This window comes from uncultured Cellulomonas sp. (assembly GCF_947494015.1).
GTDB lineage: Bacteria > Actinomycetota > Actinomycetes > Actinomycetales > Cellulomonadaceae > Pengzhenrongella.
On the sequence record NZ_CANLTL010000011.1, the window covers coordinates 129,980 to 148,395 of the forward strand.

At 76.0% G+C, this 18,416-nt stretch carries 14 protein-coding genes; all 14 read right to left on the reverse strand.

Features of this window, described 5'->3' with window-relative positions; translation table 11 throughout:
* Window positions 1-100: 100 nt before the first annotated feature.
* Window positions 101-2,374, reverse strand: coding sequence for a hypothetical protein (locus tag Q0840_RS13520; protein WP_298460186.1), 2,274 nt, complete (start codon window positions 2,372-2,374; stop codon window positions 101-103).
* 145 nt (window positions 2,375-2,519) lie between these two features.
* Window positions 2,520-3,164 (reverse strand): NUDIX hydrolase, encoded by a 645-nt coding sequence (locus Q0840_RS13525; protein WP_298460188.1) that lies wholly within the window; start codon window positions 3,162-3,164, stop codon window positions 2,520-2,522.
* Complete coding sequence (locus Q0840_RS13530; RefSeq protein ID WP_298460190.1) at window positions 3,164-4,843, reverse strand: CTP synthase; 1,680 nt, start codon at window positions 4,841-4,843, stop codon at window positions 3,164-3,166. The genes Q0840_RS13525 and Q0840_RS13530 overlap by 1 nt, the downstream gene beginning before the upstream one ends.
* A 107-nt stretch (window positions 4,844-4,950) precedes the next feature.
* Window positions 4,951-6,111: a glycosyltransferase family 4 protein gene (locus Q0840_RS13535; RefSeq protein WP_298460191.1), complete on the reverse strand. Its 1,161-nt coding sequence runs from the start codon at window positions 6,109-6,111 to the stop codon at window positions 4,951-4,953.
* Window positions 6,112-6,113: 2 nt separating this feature from the next.
* Window positions 6,114-7,826, reverse strand: a complete 1,713-nt coding sequence (gene murJ / locus Q0840_RS13540) for a murein biosynthesis integral membrane protein MurJ (protein WP_298460194.1) — start codon at window positions 7,824-7,826, stop codon at window positions 6,114-6,116.
* Entirely contained in the window at window positions 7,823-8,665 is an 843-nt protein-coding gene (locus tag Q0840_RS13545) for a hypothetical protein (RefSeq protein WP_298460229.1), read from the reverse strand. The genes murJ and Q0840_RS13545 overlap by 4 nt, the downstream gene beginning before the upstream one ends.
* A gap of 71 nt (window positions 8,666-8,736) precedes the next feature.
* A complete protein-coding gene (locus Q0840_RS13550; RefSeq protein ID WP_298460197.1) occupies window positions 8,737-9,837 on the reverse strand; it encodes a copper transporter in 1,101 nt (366 codons plus the stop codon).
* Between the two features lie 55 nt (window positions 9,838-9,892).
* Window positions 9,893-11,083 carry a putative cytokinetic ring protein SteA gene (steA, locus tag Q0840_RS13555; RefSeq protein WP_298460199.1) on the reverse strand — a complete coding sequence of 397 codons (1,191 nt, stop codon included), beginning with the start codon at window positions 11,081-11,083 and terminating at the stop codon, window positions 9,893-9,895.
* Window positions 11,084-11,089: 6 nt separating this feature from the next.
* The gene (gene recN / locus Q0840_RS13560; RefSeq protein WP_298460201.1) at window positions 11,090-12,808 is read right to left on the reverse strand and encodes a DNA repair protein RecN; all 1,719 of its coding nucleotides are present in this window, start codon (window positions 12,806-12,808) and stop codon (window positions 11,090-11,092) included.
* Window positions 12,805-13,692, reverse strand: coding sequence for an NAD kinase (locus Q0840_RS13565; protein ID WP_298460202.1), 888 nt, complete (start codon window positions 13,690-13,692; stop codon window positions 12,805-12,807). The genes recN and Q0840_RS13565 overlap by 4 nt, the downstream gene beginning before the upstream one ends.
* Window positions 13,689-14,591, reverse strand: coding sequence for a TlyA family RNA methyltransferase (locus tag Q0840_RS13570; RefSeq protein WP_298460203.1), 903 nt, complete (start codon window positions 14,589-14,591; stop codon window positions 13,689-13,691). Before Q0840_RS13570 ends, Q0840_RS13565 begins: the two co-directional genes overlap by 4 nt.
* Window positions 14,592-14,594: 3 nt before the next feature.
* The gene (locus Q0840_RS13575) at window positions 14,595-14,813 is read right to left on the reverse strand and encodes a hypothetical protein (protein ID WP_298460205.1); all 219 of its coding nucleotides are present in this window, start codon (window positions 14,811-14,813) and stop codon (window positions 14,595-14,597) included.
* Window positions 14,814-14,891: 78 nt separating this feature from the next.
* Entirely contained in the window at window positions 14,892-15,920 is a 1,029-nt protein-coding gene (locus Q0840_RS13580; protein WP_298460206.1) for an HAD-IIA family hydrolase, read from the reverse strand.
* Complete coding sequence (locus tag Q0840_RS13585; protein WP_298460208.1) at window positions 15,917-16,744, reverse strand: hypothetical protein; 828 nt, start codon at window positions 16,742-16,744, stop codon at window positions 15,917-15,919. The genes Q0840_RS13580 and Q0840_RS13585 overlap by 4 nt, the downstream gene beginning before the upstream one ends.
* Window positions 16,745-18,416 lie beyond the last annotated feature (1,672 nt).

Consider the following 18,416-nt stretch of genomic DNA (forward strand, 5'->3'; position numbering starts at 1 on the left):
CGGCCGGGCGGTCGGTGGGGGCCCATCGCTGCGCGCATCTGCACCGTCACCCCGTCGTGGTGGTCGCCGCGTCGTGGTCCAGCGACCACGAGCGGCGGCGTCAGTAGAAGTAGCCGAGGTGGTCGACGACCACGTGGACGCCGCTGGTCCCGACCGTCACCGCGAACGACCCCTCCGCGGCGGTCCGGGCCGTGGTGAGCGTGCTCCCGTCCGCACGCCCGAAGTTGACCGTCGAGGTGGGCGGGAGCTCGCCGTCCCCGCTCCACGCCGTCAGGTGGCCGCCGGCGCGCGCCCCGGTGGCGGTGACGTTGACGACCTGCGCGGGAGCCGGCGGCAGCATCGCAGGCGGCACGACGACCGCCTGCCCCGGCTCGGCGCGCAGCCCGCCCGGCCTCGACCGCGTGTCGAGCAGGCGCATCGCAGGCGTCGGGCGGTAGCGCAGACCCGGCTCCACGACGTCGCCGATCCCGTCGTCGTCGGGCGGGGCGGCGTCGGCGTCGTACCAGCCGAGGACGTCGATGACGACGTCGGGAGCACCGTTCCCATAGGTCACCGCGATCACCGGCTCGCCGTCGAGGTTGCGGGACACCGGCACGACGGCGTGGTTGGCGATGGTCTGCCCCGGCTCGAAGTTCACGTTCGACACCACGGGCGCGGCTCCCACCCCGGACCACGCCGTCAGGTGCCCGGGAGCGTTCGGACCGGTCACGGTGAGGGTCACCTCGACCGCTGTCGCCTCGGTCCACGGCACGTCGCGGTGGCCCACGGTGGCCCAGGTGACCGCACCGGGCCCCCGGGGGAGCCAGGTCCGATCACGGGTGTCCAGCACCCGGGTCGGGTCCACCGGGTGGTAGCCACCACCGTGCGGGCCGTCGGCCGTGGAGTAGAAGCCCTGGACGTCCACGACGACGTGCGTGGCACCCGCGTCGTTGATCAGCTCCACCTCGCCGTCGTCGCCCAGCGGGACCACCACCTGGTTGGCCCGGCTCGCCACCGGGACGAGGTTGAGCGACGACGTCTCCGGGCGCCGTCGGCCCGCGGGCCACACCCGCAGGTGCGTCACCGCGGTGGCCTCCGTCCCGGTGACGTTGAGCAGCACGGCCGAGACCCCGGTGGTGGGCACCTGCCCGCCGGCCGCCGGGTCGAACCGCAGCGTCCGGCCCGGGCCGACGGGTCCGCGCGGGGCGCCGACGCCGGATCGCGTGTCCAGGACCCGCACCGGCCCGACCGGCACGAACGTGCCCTCCTCCCCGACGGGCACCGGCAGGGGTCCGGTGGAGACCGCGTTCGACGGCTCGCCCGCCAGGCCCCCGGACTGCGGGACGACGCGGTAGGTGTAGACGGTGCCGGGCGTCACCGAACGGTCGGTCCACGGCAGGGCGACCTGCGAGGCGACCTCGGTCTCGCGACCGTCCGCGGTGGCCCGCCGGACCGCGTACGTCGGGTTGTCCCCCACCGCGGACAGCTCCACACCGCCCCGGCGAGGCGTGGCGGCGAGCGTCGCCGGTCCCGGCCCGGGCACCGCCCGCACCCGGACGAGCGACAGCGCGACGCCCCGCGGCGTGCCGTCCGGGGTGGCCAGGTACCCCTCGGTGCTGCGCAGGTCGTCCACGCGGACGGCGACCTCCACGGTGCACGACGCACCGGGCGCCAGGGTCACTCCGGCACACCCGTCCCGGGTCACCCGGGGACGGGACTGGACGGCGTGCAGGCGGAGGTCGGGCAGCCAGCTCGTCGCCCCCAGGGTCTGCGGCACGGTCCCGTCGTTCGTCAGCGTCACCGAGCCCGCAACGGTCTGCCGCGGCCCGACGTCGGGCGGGGTGAACGACGTGACCGCGGTGTACGCGTACGGGACGTCGCTGTTCCAGCGCAGGGACCCGGTGACCGGGTCCTCGTCCTCGCCCTGGCAGGTGATGCTGTAGTCGACGGCGAGGCTCGTCAGCGTGCCGTCCGCGTCACGGGTGAGCCCCAGGACGTCGAACGAGCCGGTGCTGTTGTTGCACCCGCGCGAGTGGATGCCCAGGTCGAGCGTGGCGTCCGCCGGGCCCCCGAGACCACGCGTGCTGTAGTGCCCGGGCTCCAGGCGTGGGCGACCCTCGGGCGCGGCGATCCGCAGGTCCACCCACGGCGTGCTGCCGTCGGCCGTGGTCAGGCCGAGGTGGTCACGTCCGGTGCCCGCCGGGACCCGCACCCACCAGGCGTCGGGCGGGCCGAAGTCCGCCGTGCCGTACCTCAGCAGCCACCCACGCTCGCCCAGGACGGTCAGCACGTCGTGCCGGGCCGGCTCGGCACCCGCGGCCGGGACGGCCCACCCGGTCGCGAGCGCCAGGACGGCCAGCAGCGCGGTCGTGGCGCGGCGCAGGGAGAGGTGCATGGGCCGACAGTAGGGGCACCGCCGGTCCCCGGGCGGGGCACCGCGGGCACCCGACGCGTTCCACCCGAACGAACGACCGACCGGGTTGCCCGGACCGCGACGGCGAGGGCACCCGGGGGGTCACCCGGCCGGGCGCCCGACCTCTTCAGCGGGCGACGCGACGCTCCGGCCAGGGTGCGTCGGCAGGGCGCAGCGTCGACCACCCGGCCGCCCGGGCGGCGTGCGCCGCCAGGATCCCGACCACCGCGGACGGGTTGTGCAGCGCGCCGGACAGCACGAGGGTGACCGCCTCGTCGAGCGGCACCCACCGCGCCTCCATGTCGCGCTCCTCGTCCTCGCGGTCGAACCGCTCCCCCTCGGGCACCGGCACGAGGTCCCGGGCGAGGTACACCCGGATCGCCTCGCTGGTGCTGCCGGGCGAGGTGAGGTAGTCCGCCAGCACGTCCCAGCGCCCGGCGGTCAGGTCCGCCTCCTCGGCGAGCTCGCGGGCCGCGGCGTCGCGGGGGGCCTCCCCGTCGACGTCCAGCAGCCCGGCGGGTGGCTCCCACAGCGTGTGCCGCACCGGGTGGCGGTACTGGCTCAGCAGCAGCACCCGCTCCTGCTCGTCCAGCACGACGACGGCGACCGCGCCGGTGTGCCGGACGAACTCGCGCCGCACCACGTCCGACTCGCCGTCGGAGCCGTCGCCGCTCAGCGCCACCCGCTCGGCGACGACGTCGAACACCATGCCGTCGTGGATCAGCTCGGTGGCGAGCACGGGGCGCTCGTCCGGGCGGTCGGCGACCGTCATCAGGCCGCCTCGTCGTCCGCCTGCTGGTGCTCCAGCGCCGCCTGGATCAGCCCGGCGAACAGCGGGTGCGCCGCGGTCGGCCGGGACTTGAACTCCGGGTGCGCCTGGGTCGACACGTAGTACGGGTGCACCTCGCGCGGCAGCTCCACGAACTCCACCAGGGTGCCGTCGGGCGACAGCCCGGAGAACACCAGGCCGGCCGCCTCGAGCTGCTCGCGGTAGGCGTTGTTGACCTCGTAGCGGTGCCGGTGACGCTCGGTGACGGCGGTGCTGCCGTAGGCACCGGCCACCACCGACCCCTCGGTCAGCACCGCCTCGTACGAGCCGAGGCGCATCGTCCCGCCGAGGTCACCCTCACCGCCGACGAACTCGACCTGCTCGGCCATCGTCGCGACGACCGGGTGCGTCGTGTCGACGTCGAACTCCGACGACGACGCGTCGTCGAGCCCGAGCACGGTCCGCGCGTACTCGATGACCATGGTCTGCAGTCCCAGGCAGATGCCCAGGGTCGGGATCCCGTTCTCCCGGGCGTACCGCAGCGCACCGAGCTTGCCCTCGATGCCGCGGACGCCGAACCCGCCGGGCACGAGCATCGCGTCGGCGCCCTCGAGCGCGAGCCGCGCGCCCTCGGCGGTCTGGCAGTCGTCGGACGTCACCCACCGGATGGACACCTTGGCGTCCTGGTCGAACCCGCCCGCGCGCAGCGCCTCGGTGACGGACAGGTAGGCGTCCGGCAGGTCGATGTACTTGCCGACCAGAGCGACCTCGACCTGGTGGGTGGGGTTGTGGACGCGGTCGGTGACCTTGTGCCAGGCGTCCCAGTCGACGTCCCGGAACGGCAGGTCCAGGCGGCGCACGACGTAGGCGTCGAGCCCCTCGGAGTGCAGCACGCGCGGGATGTCGTAGATGCTCGGGGCGTCGGGGCAGGTGATGACGGCCTCGTTGTCGACGTCGGTCATCAGCGCGATCTTGCGCTTGATCCCCTCCGGCAGGTCCCGGTCGGCGCGCAGCACGAGCGCGTCCGGCTGGATGCCGATGGACCGCAGCATCGCCACGGAGTGCTGGGTGGGCTTGGTCTTGAGCTCGCCGGACGGCCCGATGTACGGCACCAGCGAGATGTGCAGGAAGAACACGTTGTCCCGGCCCAGGTCGTGGCGGACCTGCCGGGCCGACTCCAGGAACGGCTGGGACTCGATGTCACCGACGGTGCCGCCGATCTCGGTGATGATCACGTCGACGTCGGGGCCCGCCTGGGCCCGCATCCGCTGCTTGATCTCGTCGGTGATGTGCGGGATGACCTGCACCGTGTCCCCGAGGTACTCCCCGCGCCGCTCCTTCGCGATCACGGTGGAGTAGATCTGCCCGGTCGTCACGTTCGCCGGCGCTCCCAGGTTCACGTCCAGGAAGCGCTCGTAGTGACCGATGTCCAGGTCCGTCTCGGCGCCGTCCTCGGTGACGAACACCTCGCCGTGCTGGAACGGGTTCATGGTGCCGGGGTCCACGTTGAGGTACGGGTCGAGCTTCTGCATCGTGACGCGCAGCCCACGGGAGCGCAGCAACCGGCCGAGGCTCGACGCCGTCAGGCCCTTGCCGAGTGAGGAGGCGACGCCCCCCGTGACGAAGATGTGTCGGGTCGTGTCGTCAGACCCACCGGAGAGTCGCTTTGCTCGATCTGCCACGGGCTTCGACTGTACGGCACCGCGGCCGCACCGGGCGAGACGATCCGGCCGTGACGGCGGACACGGGGCCCCGCCGACGACGCCGGGACGCGCCCGGAGCGCGCCGCTCAGGCGTCGTAGACCCGGCGCAGCTGCTCGACGACGGCGGCCACGTCCGGCAGCTCGGCGGCGCGTCGCCCAGCGGCCGCACGCAGCCTGTCGCGGCGCGGGCGGTCGTCGAGCAGCGCCCGGACCGCGCCCGCGACCGCAGCCGCGTCCCCCACCGGCACGAGCACCGCGCCGTCGTCGCCGGTCACCTCCCGCGTGCCGCCGGCGTCGGTGGCGACGACGGCGGCGCCCAGCTGCAGGGCCTCCTGCACGGCGATGGGCTGGCCCTCCCACACCGCCGTGCTGACGACGACGTCGGCCGCGGCCAGCAGGTCGGGCACGTCGCTGCGCCGTCCCAGCAGCCGGACGGGCAGGCGCTCGTCGCCGATCCGGGCCGCGAGCGCGTCATGCAGCGGGCCGTCGCCGGCCACCACCCAGACCAGCCCCCGCGGAGGCGCGGAGAAGACGCCGGGCACGACGAGCCGTCTGGCGGCGTCGAGCAGCGTGTCCAGGCCCTTCTGCGGGGCGAGCCGGGCGACCGTGACCAGGAGATGGTCGGTGCCCGGGACGCCCAGGGCCTCGCGCACCGCGGCGGCGTCGGCGGGCGTCCGGGGCCGGGACGGAGCCGGCACCAGGGCCCGCTCGGCGGTCCGCGCGCCGAGCGCCCGGGCCCGGTCGACGAGGTCACCGGACACGCCGAGGACCTTGTCGGCCCCCCGGGCCACCACCCGCTCCAGGACGGCCGAGACGGTCCGCACCGCCCGGCCGCCGACCGGCAGGTTGTGCAGGGTCACCACGACCCGCGGCCGGCGAGCACCGGGCAGACCCCGGGTGGCGAGGACGGCGAGGGCACCGGCGCGCAGCCCGTGCGCGTGCAGGACGTGCGCACCGGCGGCCAGCGCGCGCAGGCGCCGGATCGCGGCGAGGTCGGCCGGGCGTGGCCGGTCGGCGATCTCCACGGGCCGGAACACGACCGGGCCGGCGGGTGGTGCGACGTCGTCGGCCAGGGCGGCCGGGCCGGCGACGTGCACGGTCCAGCCCGGGCCGCCCGGGCCCACCGCACCGAGCACCTCACCGAGCTGGCGGACGTGGCGGGCCACCCCGCCCGCGCTCGACCCCAGCACCTGCAGCACGCGCACCGGCTCACGCTCCGGCACCGGCACCTGCATCGCGTCCTGCACGATCACACCTCCACCCGGTCGGGGCCGCCCGAGCCCAGGTCGTCGCCGTCCGGGGCGGCCAGGTCGCGGTCGGCGTCCCGCAGCCCCCGGACGGTGCCGCGGTCGAGCATCCCGGTGGCGATCGCGACGAGGGTCGCGGCGAGCACCGCACCGGCGGCCCCGGCTCCGATCGCGACCGCCACGCCCGAGCCCGCCACCCCGGGCCCGGCCGCGCCCAGGATCGCATCGGTCACCCGGCGTCCCACCACGCCGGCGACGACGCCGGCCACGACGAGCACCACGACGGTGCGCGGCATCCCGGACAGGGCCGGCGGACCGGCGGCGCGGCGCAGAGCCACCAGCAGCGCCACGCCGGCCAGCGTCATCCCGATCGTGGTGCCGGCGCCGAGTGCCAGCAGGGTCGACGGACCGTCAGGGGCGTCGTCCACCAGCGCCCAGCACAGGACCACCGAGACCACCACGACGGTCAGCCAGCCCGCAGCCGTCGCGAGCACGGCGGGCCGGCTCCGCTCGAGCGCGTACAGCGAGCGTGAGACGTGGAACACCAGGGCGTACCCCAGCAGGCCGGGAGCCATCCAGGTGAGGGCGGGGCCCATCGCCAGGGCGAGTGCCGGGTCGCCGCGGCCGATCGCCCGGAAGAGCTCACCGACGGCGGGGGCGGCCGCGGCGAGCGCCGCCGCCCCGACCGCCGCCACCGCGAGCACCGCCCGGGTCGTGGCGGCCGCGAGCCGTCCGTAGCCGGGCAGGTCCGCGGTCGCGGCCCGGGCCGCCAGCCGCGGGAAGGTGCTCGTGGCGAGCGGGACCGCGAGGACCGCGTACGGCAGGTAGTAGACCGCCTGGGTGTAGAGGAACACGGGGTACGTGCCGGTGCCGCCGGCGGAGTTCGCGAGCAGCAGCACCGCGAGCACCGCGGCCTGCTGGGCCAGCAGCGCACCGATCCCGGCCGCCGCCAGCGCGCGGGCGCGCACGGCGACGCCGGCGGGGAACCGCAGGGTCGGTCGCAGCCGGACCCCGGTGCGGCGCAGCGGCACGAGCAGCGGCAGGCTCATGGCCGCGACCCCGGCCGTCGTGCCCCACCCCAGCCAGGCCAGGGCCGACGCCGGGACCCGTGAGGGGTCGTCGACCTCACCGCCGGACAGCGCTCCGAAGACGACGTACGCCGTGATGACGACCACGCTGGAGAAGACCGGGGCGAGGGCCGGCCAGAAGAACTGCCGGTGCGCCTGGAGGACGCCCACCAGCACCACGCCCAGCCCGTACAGCGGGACCTGGACGGCGAACACGAGGATGAACCAGCGCACGAGGGCCTGGGTGCCGCCCGCGCCGTCGCCTGCTCCGTCGCCCGGGGTGAGCAGCGCCGCCAGCGGGTCGGCCAGGAGCGTCAGGCCGACCGCGAGCGGGACCAGGACGAGCAGCGCCCACCCCAGCATGGCCGAGGCGATGCGGTCGACGTCCGCCCGCAGGTTCTTCGCGATGGGACCGGCGACCAGCGGGATCAACGCCCCGGCGAGGGCGCCACCGGCCGCCACCTCGAAGAGCACGTTGGGCAGCGTGTTGGCGCTGGTGTAGGCATCGCCGATGGCCCCGTACCCGACGGTGCTCGACTGGACGAGCCAGCGTCCGAACCCCAGCACCCGGCTGAGCACCGTGACGACGGCGATCAGCGCCGCAGCCCCGGCGAGTCCGGTGAGCGCCTGCCGCGCCCGCGGGGTCACGCCGGCGCGTCCGGCACGAGCGGGCTCGCCACCGTGCCCCCCTCGACCGCGGGACGGCCCCAGTCGTCGAGCTCGCGCAGCACCGGGTGCCGCGCGATCACCTCGGTGAAGCTCACCCGCTCGCTCGCCAAGGTCAGCGCCAGCACACCGGCGAGGACGGTGAGCCGCACGGGACGCGGAGCGTCGACGACGCACGCGGTGCCGAGCAGGGCACCGACGGCGTTCGCGCCGCCGTCGCCGAGCATGTCCCGGCCGGCCAGGTCGTCCGGCATGGCCGCGACCGCGGCGCCCACGACCGAGCCGGCCAGGCCCGCACCGCGCCCGCCGGCGAGGGCGAGGGGTCCGGCGCACAGGGCGGCGGCCTTGAGAGCCCGTCCGGGGCGCAGGTCGAGCAGGTTGGCCAGGTTGGCGGCGCCGGCGACCAGCGCACCGGACGCCAGCACGTCCAGCGCCCACGTCCGTCGCGAGGACCCAGGCCCACGTGGCGTGGCGACCGCGGCGGCCACCAGGGCGGTCGCGCCGATGCCCAGCACCTTCAGCCCGCCGGTGGTGAGACGTCCGTGGGCCAGCGCGCCGAGGTGGCCGCGCAGCCCCTTGGCCCGGTCCGCGGGGTCCTCGGTCAGGTCGTCGACCAGGCCGAACGCGGCGCCGCCGGCCGTTGCGACGGTCGCGGCGGCGGCCGCGCGCAGGCTGCCCCCACCGACGAGTCCGCCCGCGAGCAGACCGGCTGCCACGGCCGGCCCCTCGAGCAGGCTCACCGGCCTGCCCCGGTGGTTCGTCCGGGTCCAGCGCTCGGCGGTGCCGAGCGGAGTGCCACCGCTCCCGGTCCGTGCGGTCAGGAGGGTCCGGGCCCGACGGGTCACCCCGTGGGCGACGGCGCCGGCGAGCAGCGGTCGGGGCGTGGTCACGGTCAGCCCTCCGTGCCGGTGTCGGTGCCGGCGTCAGCGTCGGTGGCGGTGTCGGTGGCGGTGTCGGTGGCGGCGTCGGCCCCGGCGTCACCCGCGGCGCCGTCGGCGGTGCGGTCGGCCGGGGGCAGGTCGACCGGCTCGGGGACCGCGACGAGGCCGTCACCGAACCCGTAGTGGCCGACCACGCCACCGATCCGCGCGTTCAGGCCGAGCGGCACCGAGAGCTGGCCGGTGATGCCGCGGAAGCCGGTCACGGTGGAGATCCGGTCGGCGAGCTCGTCGTCGGCCAGCACCGCGGTGATCAGGTCACCGGGGGTGGCGACCCCGCCCGCGAGCAGGACGCCCTCGGACTCGCGCTGCGCGGCGGTGACGAGGTCCAGGTAGGCGTCGACCTGTGCGGCCTCGGCGTCCGCGTCGACCGCCGCCGTGGCGGGGTCCTCATCCGCGGGCTCGGGCTCGGGCCCGGACGTGAGGAAGACGACGGCGTCGGCCGGGGCGGCGACCGGCTCGGCCACGGTGATGAGCTGGCTGTCGCTGCTCGCCAGCAGCTCGAGGAGGAGCCCGGCGGACTCCGACAGCTGGTCGGGGTCCGCGGGGTCCGCGGTGGTCAGTCCTTGCGCGAGCGCCTCGGCGAGCTCCACCTCGACGCCGGCGTCCGCGGCGGGGGCGGGCTCGAGGTAGGTGACCAGGCTGCCCGCGAGCGCCTGGCGGAACGCCTGCAGGGACGGGTCGGTCCACTGGTCGGCGACCTGGACCCGCGCGCTCACCGTCGCCCCGGCGGTCGCGAGTCGCTCCTCGACCGCGGCGCGGGCGTCGTCGTCCACGGGGCCGAGGCTGACCACCGCGACCCGGCGGTCGGTGAGCGTCCCACCGACCAGCCGCGGCGCCGCCTCCTCCAGATACGCGGCCTGGCGGTCGACGGCGGACTGGGCGGCATCGCGCTCGGAGCGCAGCACCTCCATCTCCTCGCGGAGCACCTCCACCTGACCGGTCAGGGTGTCGCCGATGGTCTCCCGCAGCGGGCCCGCGCCCAGCACGATGCCGACGGCGAGGGCCAGGAAGACGGAGATGAGGGAGACGATGTGGTACCGGAAGTCGATCACAGGGCGATGGCCGTTCGTCGAGGGGCAGGACGGGTGCGGGGCTGCTGCGGACCGGTCACGGTGCCCGCCCGCTGAACAGCCCGCCGAGCCACGAGAGGACCGTGTCCATGCGGGCCGCGGTCAACCCGATGAGGGTCTGCCCCGCGGCGGTCGCGGCCAGCGCCACCACCAGCGCGAGCAGGCCGGCCAGCACGAGCAGCGCGAGCTGGACGTTGGAGATGCGGTGCCGGTAGAGCCGGGACACGCCCTTGGCGTCGACGAGCTTGCTGCCCACCCGCAGCCGGGTCAGGAAGGTGCTGGCCATGCCGGCGCGGCCCTTGTCGAGGAACTCCACCAGGGTCGCGTGCGTGCCGACCGCGACGATGAGCTCGGCACCCTTGTCGTCCGCGAGCAGCATCGCGACGTCCTCGCTGGTGCCGGTCGCGGGGAAGACCACATGCGGCACGCCCAGCTTCTCCACCCGCTCGACCCCGGGAGCGCGCCCGTCGCGGTAGGCGTGCACGACGATCTCGGCCCCGCAGGCGAGTGCACGGTCGGACACCGAGTCCATGTCGCCCACCACGAGGTCCGGCCGCCAGCCGGCCTCCAGGATCGCGTCGGCGCCGCCGTCCACGCCGATCAGCACCGGCCGGTACTCCTTGATGTACGGGCGCAGCGTGGCCAGGTCCTCCTTGTAGTGGTACCCGCGCACCACGATGAGCACCTGACGTCCGTCGATCGTCGTCGAGATCTCCGGGACGCCGACACCGTCGAGCAGCAGCGCCCGCTCTCGGCGCAGGTAGTCCATCGTGTTGGCCGCGAAGGACTCGAGCTGGACGGACAGACCCGCGCGCGCCTCCTCGAGGTTGCGCTCGATCGTCTCCGGGGTCTGCTCGACACCCTCGGCGACGAGGCGGTCGCCGTCGTAGACGACGCCGTCCTCGACCCGGACCACGTGACCCTCGGTGAGGGTCATGACGTCCGGTCCGAGGTCGTCGATCAGCGGGATCCCGGCGCCCACGATGATCTCGGGCCCCAGGTTGGGGTAGCGCCCCGACGTCGACCGGGCCGAGTTCAGCACGGCGGCGGGCTGGCACGCGACGAGCGCCTCGGCGGAGACGCGGTCGATGTCGAGGTGGTCGATGACCGCGACGTCCCCCGGTCGCAGGCGCTTGGTCAGCGCCTTCGTCCGCGGGTCCACCCGGGCAGGGCCGACGGTCCCGGGGGCGTCAGGAAGCGTGGGTCGCTTGCGCAGGCTCAGTCTCATCGTGCGTCATCGTCCCACGCCCGACAGCTCGAGCAGCTCTGCGGCGTGCACGCGCGCCGCCTGCGAGTCCTGGCCCGACAGCATGCGGGCGAGCTCGCGGACCCGCTCCGGGCCGGTCACCGGGCGCACGTCGGACTCGGTGACGGTGTCGGCGTCGCCGGCCGACCCCTTGGTGACCACCAGGTGCGTGTCGGCGAACGCGGCGACCTGCGCGAGGTGCGTCACGACCAGGACCTGCGCCCCCGCGGCGAGCGACGCGAGCCGCCGGCCGACCTCGACGGCCGCCTTGCCGCCGACGCCGGCGTCGACCTCGTCGAACACGAACGTCGGTGGGCGGTGCGCCCCGGACTCCGGTGAGGTGGCCAGGGCCACCTCGATGGCGAGCATCACCCGGGACAGCTCACCACCGGACGCGCCCTTGCCGAGCGGCCGCGCGGGCGCTCCTGCGTGCGACACGAGCAGCATCTCCACGGCGTCCTGGCCCCAGGGGCCCAGCTCGTCCGCCCCGGTCACCTCGACCCGGAGCTGGGCCCCGGCCATCGCCAGCCCGCCGAGCTCGGCCGTCACCGCGTCGGCGAGCGCCTGCGCCGCCCGACGCCGGCCCGCGGTCAGCGTGTCGGCGAGCTCACCCAGCGTCGACAGGACCTCGCTGCGGCGTCCGGTCAGGCCGGCGAGCCGCTCACCGCCGCCGTCCAGCTCCAGCAGCCGCCGCCCGGCCGTGTCGTACCACGCCAGCACCTCGGCGACGTCGGCGCCGTAGCTGCGGGTCAGCTGGTTCAGGTCGGCCCTGCGCTGCTGCACGGCCTCCAGCCGCAGCGGGTCCGCCTGCAGGTCCTGGAGGTACCCCGACACCTCGGTCGAGACGTCCGTCAGCGCGTAGGCGACCTCGGCGAGCCGGGTCGCGAGCGCGGCGAGCACGGGGTCGTGGTGCCCGGCCTGCTCGAGCAGCCGACGCGCCGAGTCCACGGCGACCAGCGCCGTGGCGTCAGCTGTGCCGGTGTCGTCCCCGGTCAGGGCGGCGTGGGCGCCGGTCGCCGCCGCGCGCAGGTCCTCGGCGTGCGCGAGCCGCTCCGTCTCCGCGGCCAGCTCGACGTCCTCACCGGGCTGGGGGTCGACGCGCTCGACCTCGGCGAGCCCGAGCCGCAGCAGCTCAGCCTCGCGAGCGCGGTCCTGGGCGCGTGCGGTGAGGTCGCCGATCTCCTCCTCGAGCGCGGCGAGCTCGGACCAGGCGGCCCGGTAGGTCGCCAGCGTCGTCCCGTGCCCGGCGCCGGCGAAGGCGTCCAGGGCCTGGCGCTGCCGCGCCGGTGACCGCAGCCGGGCCTGGTCGGCCTGGCCGTGGACGGTGACCAGGTCGTCGGCGATCTCCCCGAGCACGCCCTGGGGGACGCTGCGGCCGCCGAGGAACGCCCGCGACCGGCCCTCCGCCGCCACGGTGCGCAGGACGACCAGGGTGCCGTCGTCGTCCAGGTCGGCGCCGGCGTCCTGCGCGCGAGCGGCCACCGGCGAGCCGCTGTCGAGGGCGATCCGGCCCTCCACGGACGCCGACCGCTGGCCGGTGCGCACGGCGCCGGTGTCGGCCTTGCCGCCGAGCAGCAGGTTCAGGCCCGTGAGCACCATGGTCTTGCCGGCCCCAGTCTCCCCGGTGAGCACGGTCAGCCCCGCCCCGAGGCCCACCTGGGCGCGGGAGATGACGCCGAGGTTCTCGATCCGGATCTCCTCGATCACGGCGTCCCCGTCCGTGCCGGACCGGCCGGTGCACGGCCACGCCAGCCCTCGACCGGCAGCGAGAACTTGCTCACCAGCCGGTCGGCGAACGGCGCCCGGCCGAGGCGCGCCAGGCGCACCGGCACCCCGCTGCGGCGTACCTCGACCCGCGCGCCCGGCGGCAGGTCGAACCGCCGGCGGCCGTCACAGCTGACCACCCCGGCCGAGGTCGACCGGGTCAGCACCTCCACCGCGAGCACGCTGCGTGGTCCCACGACCAGCGGGCGGGCGAACAGCGCGTGGGCCGAGACGGGGACCAGGATCATGCCGTCGACGTCAGGCCACACGACCGGCCCGCCGGCCGAGAAGGCGTACGCGGTGGACCCGGTCGACGTCGCCATCACCACGCCGTCGCACCCGAAGGAGGACAGCGGGCGGCCGTCGACCTCGATGACGACCTCGATCATCCGGTCGCGGTCGGCCTTCTCGACGGTGGCCTCGTTGAGCGCCCACGACGTCAGGATCGGCTCGACCTCGCCGGGCAGCATCGCACGGACCTCGAGCGTGCCGCGCTCCTCGACCTCGTAGTCCCGCGCCGCGATCCGCCGGACCGCCTCGCCGATGTCGTCGCGCTCGCTCTCCGCGAGGAAGCCCACGTGACCCAGGTTCACCCCGAGCAGCGGGATGGGGGTCCCGCGGGTGATCTCCGCCGCCCGCAGGATGGTTCCGTCCCCGCCGAGGACGACCGCGATCTCGACGTCGACCAGGTGCGCGGGATCCGTGCCGTGCTCGCCGTCGCGCAGCGTCTCGAAGCCGGCTGCCTCGAGCTCGCGGACGGCCTCCGCGGTCGCCGTGACCGCCTCCTCGCGACCGCCATGGGTCACGACCAGTGCGCGCCGTGTCACCGTCCACCTCCGCTCGTCCAGGTCGAACCCCCACCGGTCGGCCCGGTCCGCACCGCCTCGTCCACGAGGGCTCGCAGCCGGCCCGTGGTGAGGGCGTCACGCTCGGTGACATCCTGCCCCGTGCCGCCCACACCCGCGTCGTCCCCCGCCGCGGCGGCGCGCGCCCACAGGAAGTACTCCACGTTGCCGTGCGGGCCCGGCAACGGGCTGGCCACCACGGCCTGCGGACGAGCCCCGACCGCCGCCGCGGCCCGCGCGACGGCGAGCACCGCCTCCGCCCGCAGCGCCGGGTCCCGGACGACACCGCCGGCACCGAGGCGCTCACGCCCCACCTCGAACTGGGGTTTGACCATGAGCACCAGGTCACCGCCCGGGACCACCACGGCCGAGAGCGCCGGCAGCACCAGGGTCAGGGAGATGAACGAGAGGTCCGCCACCACGAGCTCCGGCGCCGGCCCGACGTCGCCCGCCGCGAGGTGGCGGACGTTGACGCCCTCCCGGACCGTCACTCGTGGGTCGTCCCGCAGCCACGGCACCAGCTGGCCGTGGCCGACGTCGACCGCGACGACGTGCTGGGCGCCGCGCCGCAGCAGCACGTCGGTGAAGCCACCCGTCGACGCCCCGGCATCCAGGCAGCGCCGGCCCGTGACGGCGGGACCGCCGGCGCCGAGCGCGTCCAGCGCCCCGGCCAGCTTGTACGCCCCGCGGGAGGCGAACCCGTCGCCGTCGACGACGTCGACCTCGACGGCCTGCTCCGGTCCGAGCGCCATCGCGACCTTGGTCGCCGCCGCGCCGTCGACCCGGACCCGCCCGCCGGTGATGAGCTCACCCGCGTGCCGTCGGGAGCGAGCCAGCCCGCGCCGCACCAGCTCGCTGTCCAATCGCACTCGCTCGGGCACGCGTCAGTCCTCGACGTCCGCGAGGCGGCCCTGCAGCGCCGCGTGCACCGCCTCGAAGACCGCCACGTGCTCGTGCACAGGTGCCCCGTCGAGCGCCCGGAGCCGTCCGAGCGCCTCGTCCACGGCCGGATCGCCGGTGACGCCGCCGGTCGGGTCACCAGCGGCGGCCACGGCCGGGTCAGCGGGCGCGGCGCCGGCAGCGGTCGGGTCGGTCTCGGTCACACGCGCTCCTCGTCCATGGCTCCCCGGCCGGTCCGGCCGGTCCGGGCCGGCCCCACGCTAGCGCCGGCGACCCCGCCGTCAGCCGACGGGCACCACGAAAGCCGGGACGGACGTCTCGTCCACACGGCCGCCGTCGTCGACGGTCTGCCAGACGGCCGCGCACGCCGACCGCAGCAGGTCGACGACGCCGTCGGCGTCATCGGCGGCGGGGTGCAGCGCGAGCCGACCGTCCACGACGCGCGCAGCCGCCCCGCGCGTCGTCCACCAGCCCTCGGCAGCGCGTTCGGGGGCCGGGTGCGGGGTGAGCACCGAGAGCAGGTCGGCGCCGAGCAGGTGCGGTCGCTCCCCCGGGTGTGCGAGCACGGCGTCCCGGCCCGAGCTCACCCCGGTGAGCACATGCAGGCCGACGTACCCGCCGGACCGGGCACCGGCGAGGTCGGTGTCGAGGCGGTCGCCGATCACCAGCGGCGTGGTGGCGCCGGCGCGCTCGACCGCGAGCCGGTACATCGTCGGTGACGGCTTGCCCGCGCTGTCGGGCGTCACCCCCGTCGCCGCCTGGACCGCGCCGACCAGTGACCCGTTGCCCGGGGCGAAGCCGCGGGCCGTCGGCAGGCTGAGGTCCAGGTTGCTGGCGACGTGCCAGGCGCCGCGCTGCACCGCGTAGGCGGCCTCCGCGAGCTGCGCCCACCCGAGCTCGGGCGCGAACCCCTGCACGACGGCGTCTGGCGAGTCGTCGGCGGAGGTCACCACCGCGAAGCCCGCGGCCCGTACGGCGGTGTCCAGCCCGGCACCGCCGACCACGAGCACCGTGGCTCCGGGGGCGAGCCGGGTGGCCAGCAACGCCGCCGCGGCCTGGGCCGCCGTCATCACCTCGTCCGCAGCTGTGGGGATCCCCAGACCGGTGAGCTGCTCGGCGACCGACTCCGGCTCTCGCGAGGCGTTGTTGGTCACGAACACCAACCGCATGCCCGCCTCACGCGCACCGTTGAGCCCGTCGGCGGCGTGCGGGATCGGGTCGTGGCCGCGGTAGGCGACGCCGTCGAGGTCGACCAGGGCGAGGTCGTACCGCTCGGCCGGCGCGACGTCGCACCCGACCAGCCCGGTCACGCCTGGTCCTCCTCGTCCAGCGCCGCCGAGGCGTCGTCGGCCGCGACGTCGGGGTGCGGCTCGTCAGCCGCCGGGACGTCGCGGGCGGGCTCGCCGTCGGCCGGTCCCTCGCCCGCCGGCTCCTTCACCGCGTCGTCGTCCTCGGCGAGGTCGAAGACCACCACCGACTCCTCGTCGGGCTCATCCCCGGACGCCGCCGCAAGGTCCTCGGCCGAGAACGCGGCGGTCGCGGCGACCGCCTCCTCGTGCCGGCCGAGCGCCTCGAGGGCCGCGGCCCGTGCCTGAGCGACGCGCGCAGCGAGCAGCCCGTCGGCCGGCCCGACCCGCGCGGGGGCGCCGGCGTCCAGTGCGGCGAGCGCAGACTCGGGCTCGCCGAGGTCGAGCCGCGCGCCGCTGACGACCATGGCCAGCTCCACGCGGGTCACCGGGTCCAGCCCCTCGGCCTCGTCCGACGCCGCCAGCGCCAACGCGCGCTCCGGACGCCCCAGTCCCCGCTCGCAGTCGGCCATGACCGCGAGGTGCTCGGACGACCCGTTGAGGCGGCGCACCGTGCGCAGCTCGCGGAGCGCTTCCGCGAACCGTCCGGTCCGGTACGCCGCCAGCCCCGCCGCCTCGCGGACGACGTCGACGCGCCCGGCACGGCGGACCGCCGCCTGCGCGTGCTCGTAGGCCGACTCCGGGTCGGTGTCGAGCAGGCGACCGGCCATGACGAGGTGGCGCCCGACCTCCTGGGCGTTGTCCTTGCTCAGCGTGCGCAGGCGAGCCCGCACCACCCTGTCGAGGTCGGAGAACTGCACGTCCTCGTCGATCTCGGGCGACGGCACCCGCACCGACTGCGGCGGCCGACTCGGCTGCTGCTCGGCGCTGGCGTCGCGGCCTGCTCCGGCGGCCGGACGCCGGTCGGTGCCCGGTGCCCGTGCTCCCCGGTCCGGGCGGTCACCCTGTCCACGGACGGGACGGTCCGGGCGGTCCACGGCGCCGCGAGACGTCCGGTCGGCGCGGTCCGCGGACCCGCGGTACGGCCGGTCCCGTCGATCGTCGCCGCCGCGCGACGTCCGATCACCCGCACCCGAGAACGTCCGGGCGGGACGCTCACCGGCCGGGCGGTACGCAGGCTCACGCGTGCCCGACGGCGGACGGGACGCGCCGCCCCATCGCTCACCGCGGTCACCGCCGGCGCGGGAGGCAGCGCCACCACGGTCGTCCCGGTCTGCCACGGACCGGTCGGTCCAGCCGCCCGCAGCCCGGTGGCCGCGGTCGGCCCCGTCACCACCACGGCCCGGTGCCCCGCTGGCCGGTCGGAACGGTCGGGCGTCCGCGTCGGAGCGCGCCTCGGCGTCACCGAACGGCGGCCGACCTCCCGACGCGGACCGAGCAGGCCCGCCGGACCGCGGATCGCGAGCACCAGCGCGGCGGTCGTCCCCGCTCCCACCCCGCAACGGACCCCGTCCCGCGCCGCCGGCACCACCCGAACGGCGGGCGTCCCCTTCGCCACCCCGCCACGACGGCCGCTCGCCAGCGCCGCCGGCGACACCTCGAGCGCCCGCCCCGGTCGCGCGGAACGGTCGGCCCTCGACGGAACCACCGGCACGCGCCCCACCCCGGTCATCACCCCGCGCGCCGCGCGCATCCGCCTCCCGCCGGGGACGCCGATCACCACCGGTGGCGGCGTCGCCACCACCACGGCGGTCCTCGTACCGCGGACCTCGGTCACGGTCCGCACCGGCGCTCCACGACCCCCGCGCACCATCGGACCCCGCGACCCGTCCACGCTCGTCCCGCGACCAGCCCGAGCCGCCGCGCCCCGCGCGCGCAGCTCCACCTGCACGGCCCGCGCGGTCCGCGCTGTCCGCACCCCGCGGACCGGCCGCGCCGCCAGACCGCGCGCCGTCGCGCGGACCGGCCGATCCACCGCGTCCGTCCTGCGGCGCTCGCGCGGACGCGTCGCTCCCGCCGCGCCGCCCGTCCCGTGGCCCCCGGGCGTCCCCGCTGCTCGACCCGCCCGAGCGACCTCCGTCGGCGTTCACGTCAGACTTCCCCTCGTCGACAAGCAAAGCCCCATGATCTCATCGCGCCGCCCACCGACCGTCATCGCCCGCTGACCGACCGCGCCACACCCCACACGCCCCCGCTGAGCGAGAGCGTGACGTCACGGGCCGTTCACGGCACGCGATGGGTCCACCACGTCACCCTCGGCGGGGTGCGTGGTGTCACGAAGCACTGCGCCCGGAGCTCAAACGCCTCCAGGCGGGTCTTCATCCCGGCCGCGTCCGGTCCTGGCAAACCCAACGACCACCCGGTGCCAGGTCGACCGATGTGCTGGCACACGCTCACCGCCGCCCAACCCAGTGCGACCTTGTGGACCTCTCCCGGGCCGTCATGGGTCCGCAACGTCGCACTGGGCGGCGTCGCGGGGAATAGAAAAGAGCCACCCCGGGTGGGGTGGCTCTTTTCGTGAATGGTTGTCCGGCGACGACCTACTCTCCCACACAGTCT

Bases quoted from the DNA above. Each gene is read 5' to 3' on its own strand.
- Q0840_RS13520 (WP_298460186.1), bottom strand. From the start codon at position 2,374: ATGCACCTCTCCCTGCGCCGCGCCACGACCGCGCTGCTGGCCGTCCTG.
- Q0840_RS13525 (WP_298460188.1), bottom strand. From the start codon at position 3,164: ATGACGGTCGCCGACCGCCCGGACGAGCGCCCCGTGCTCGCCACCGAG.
- steA (WP_298460199.1), bottom strand. From the start codon at position 11,083: ATGAGACTGAGCCTGCGCAAGCGACCCACGCTTCCTGACGCCCCCGGG.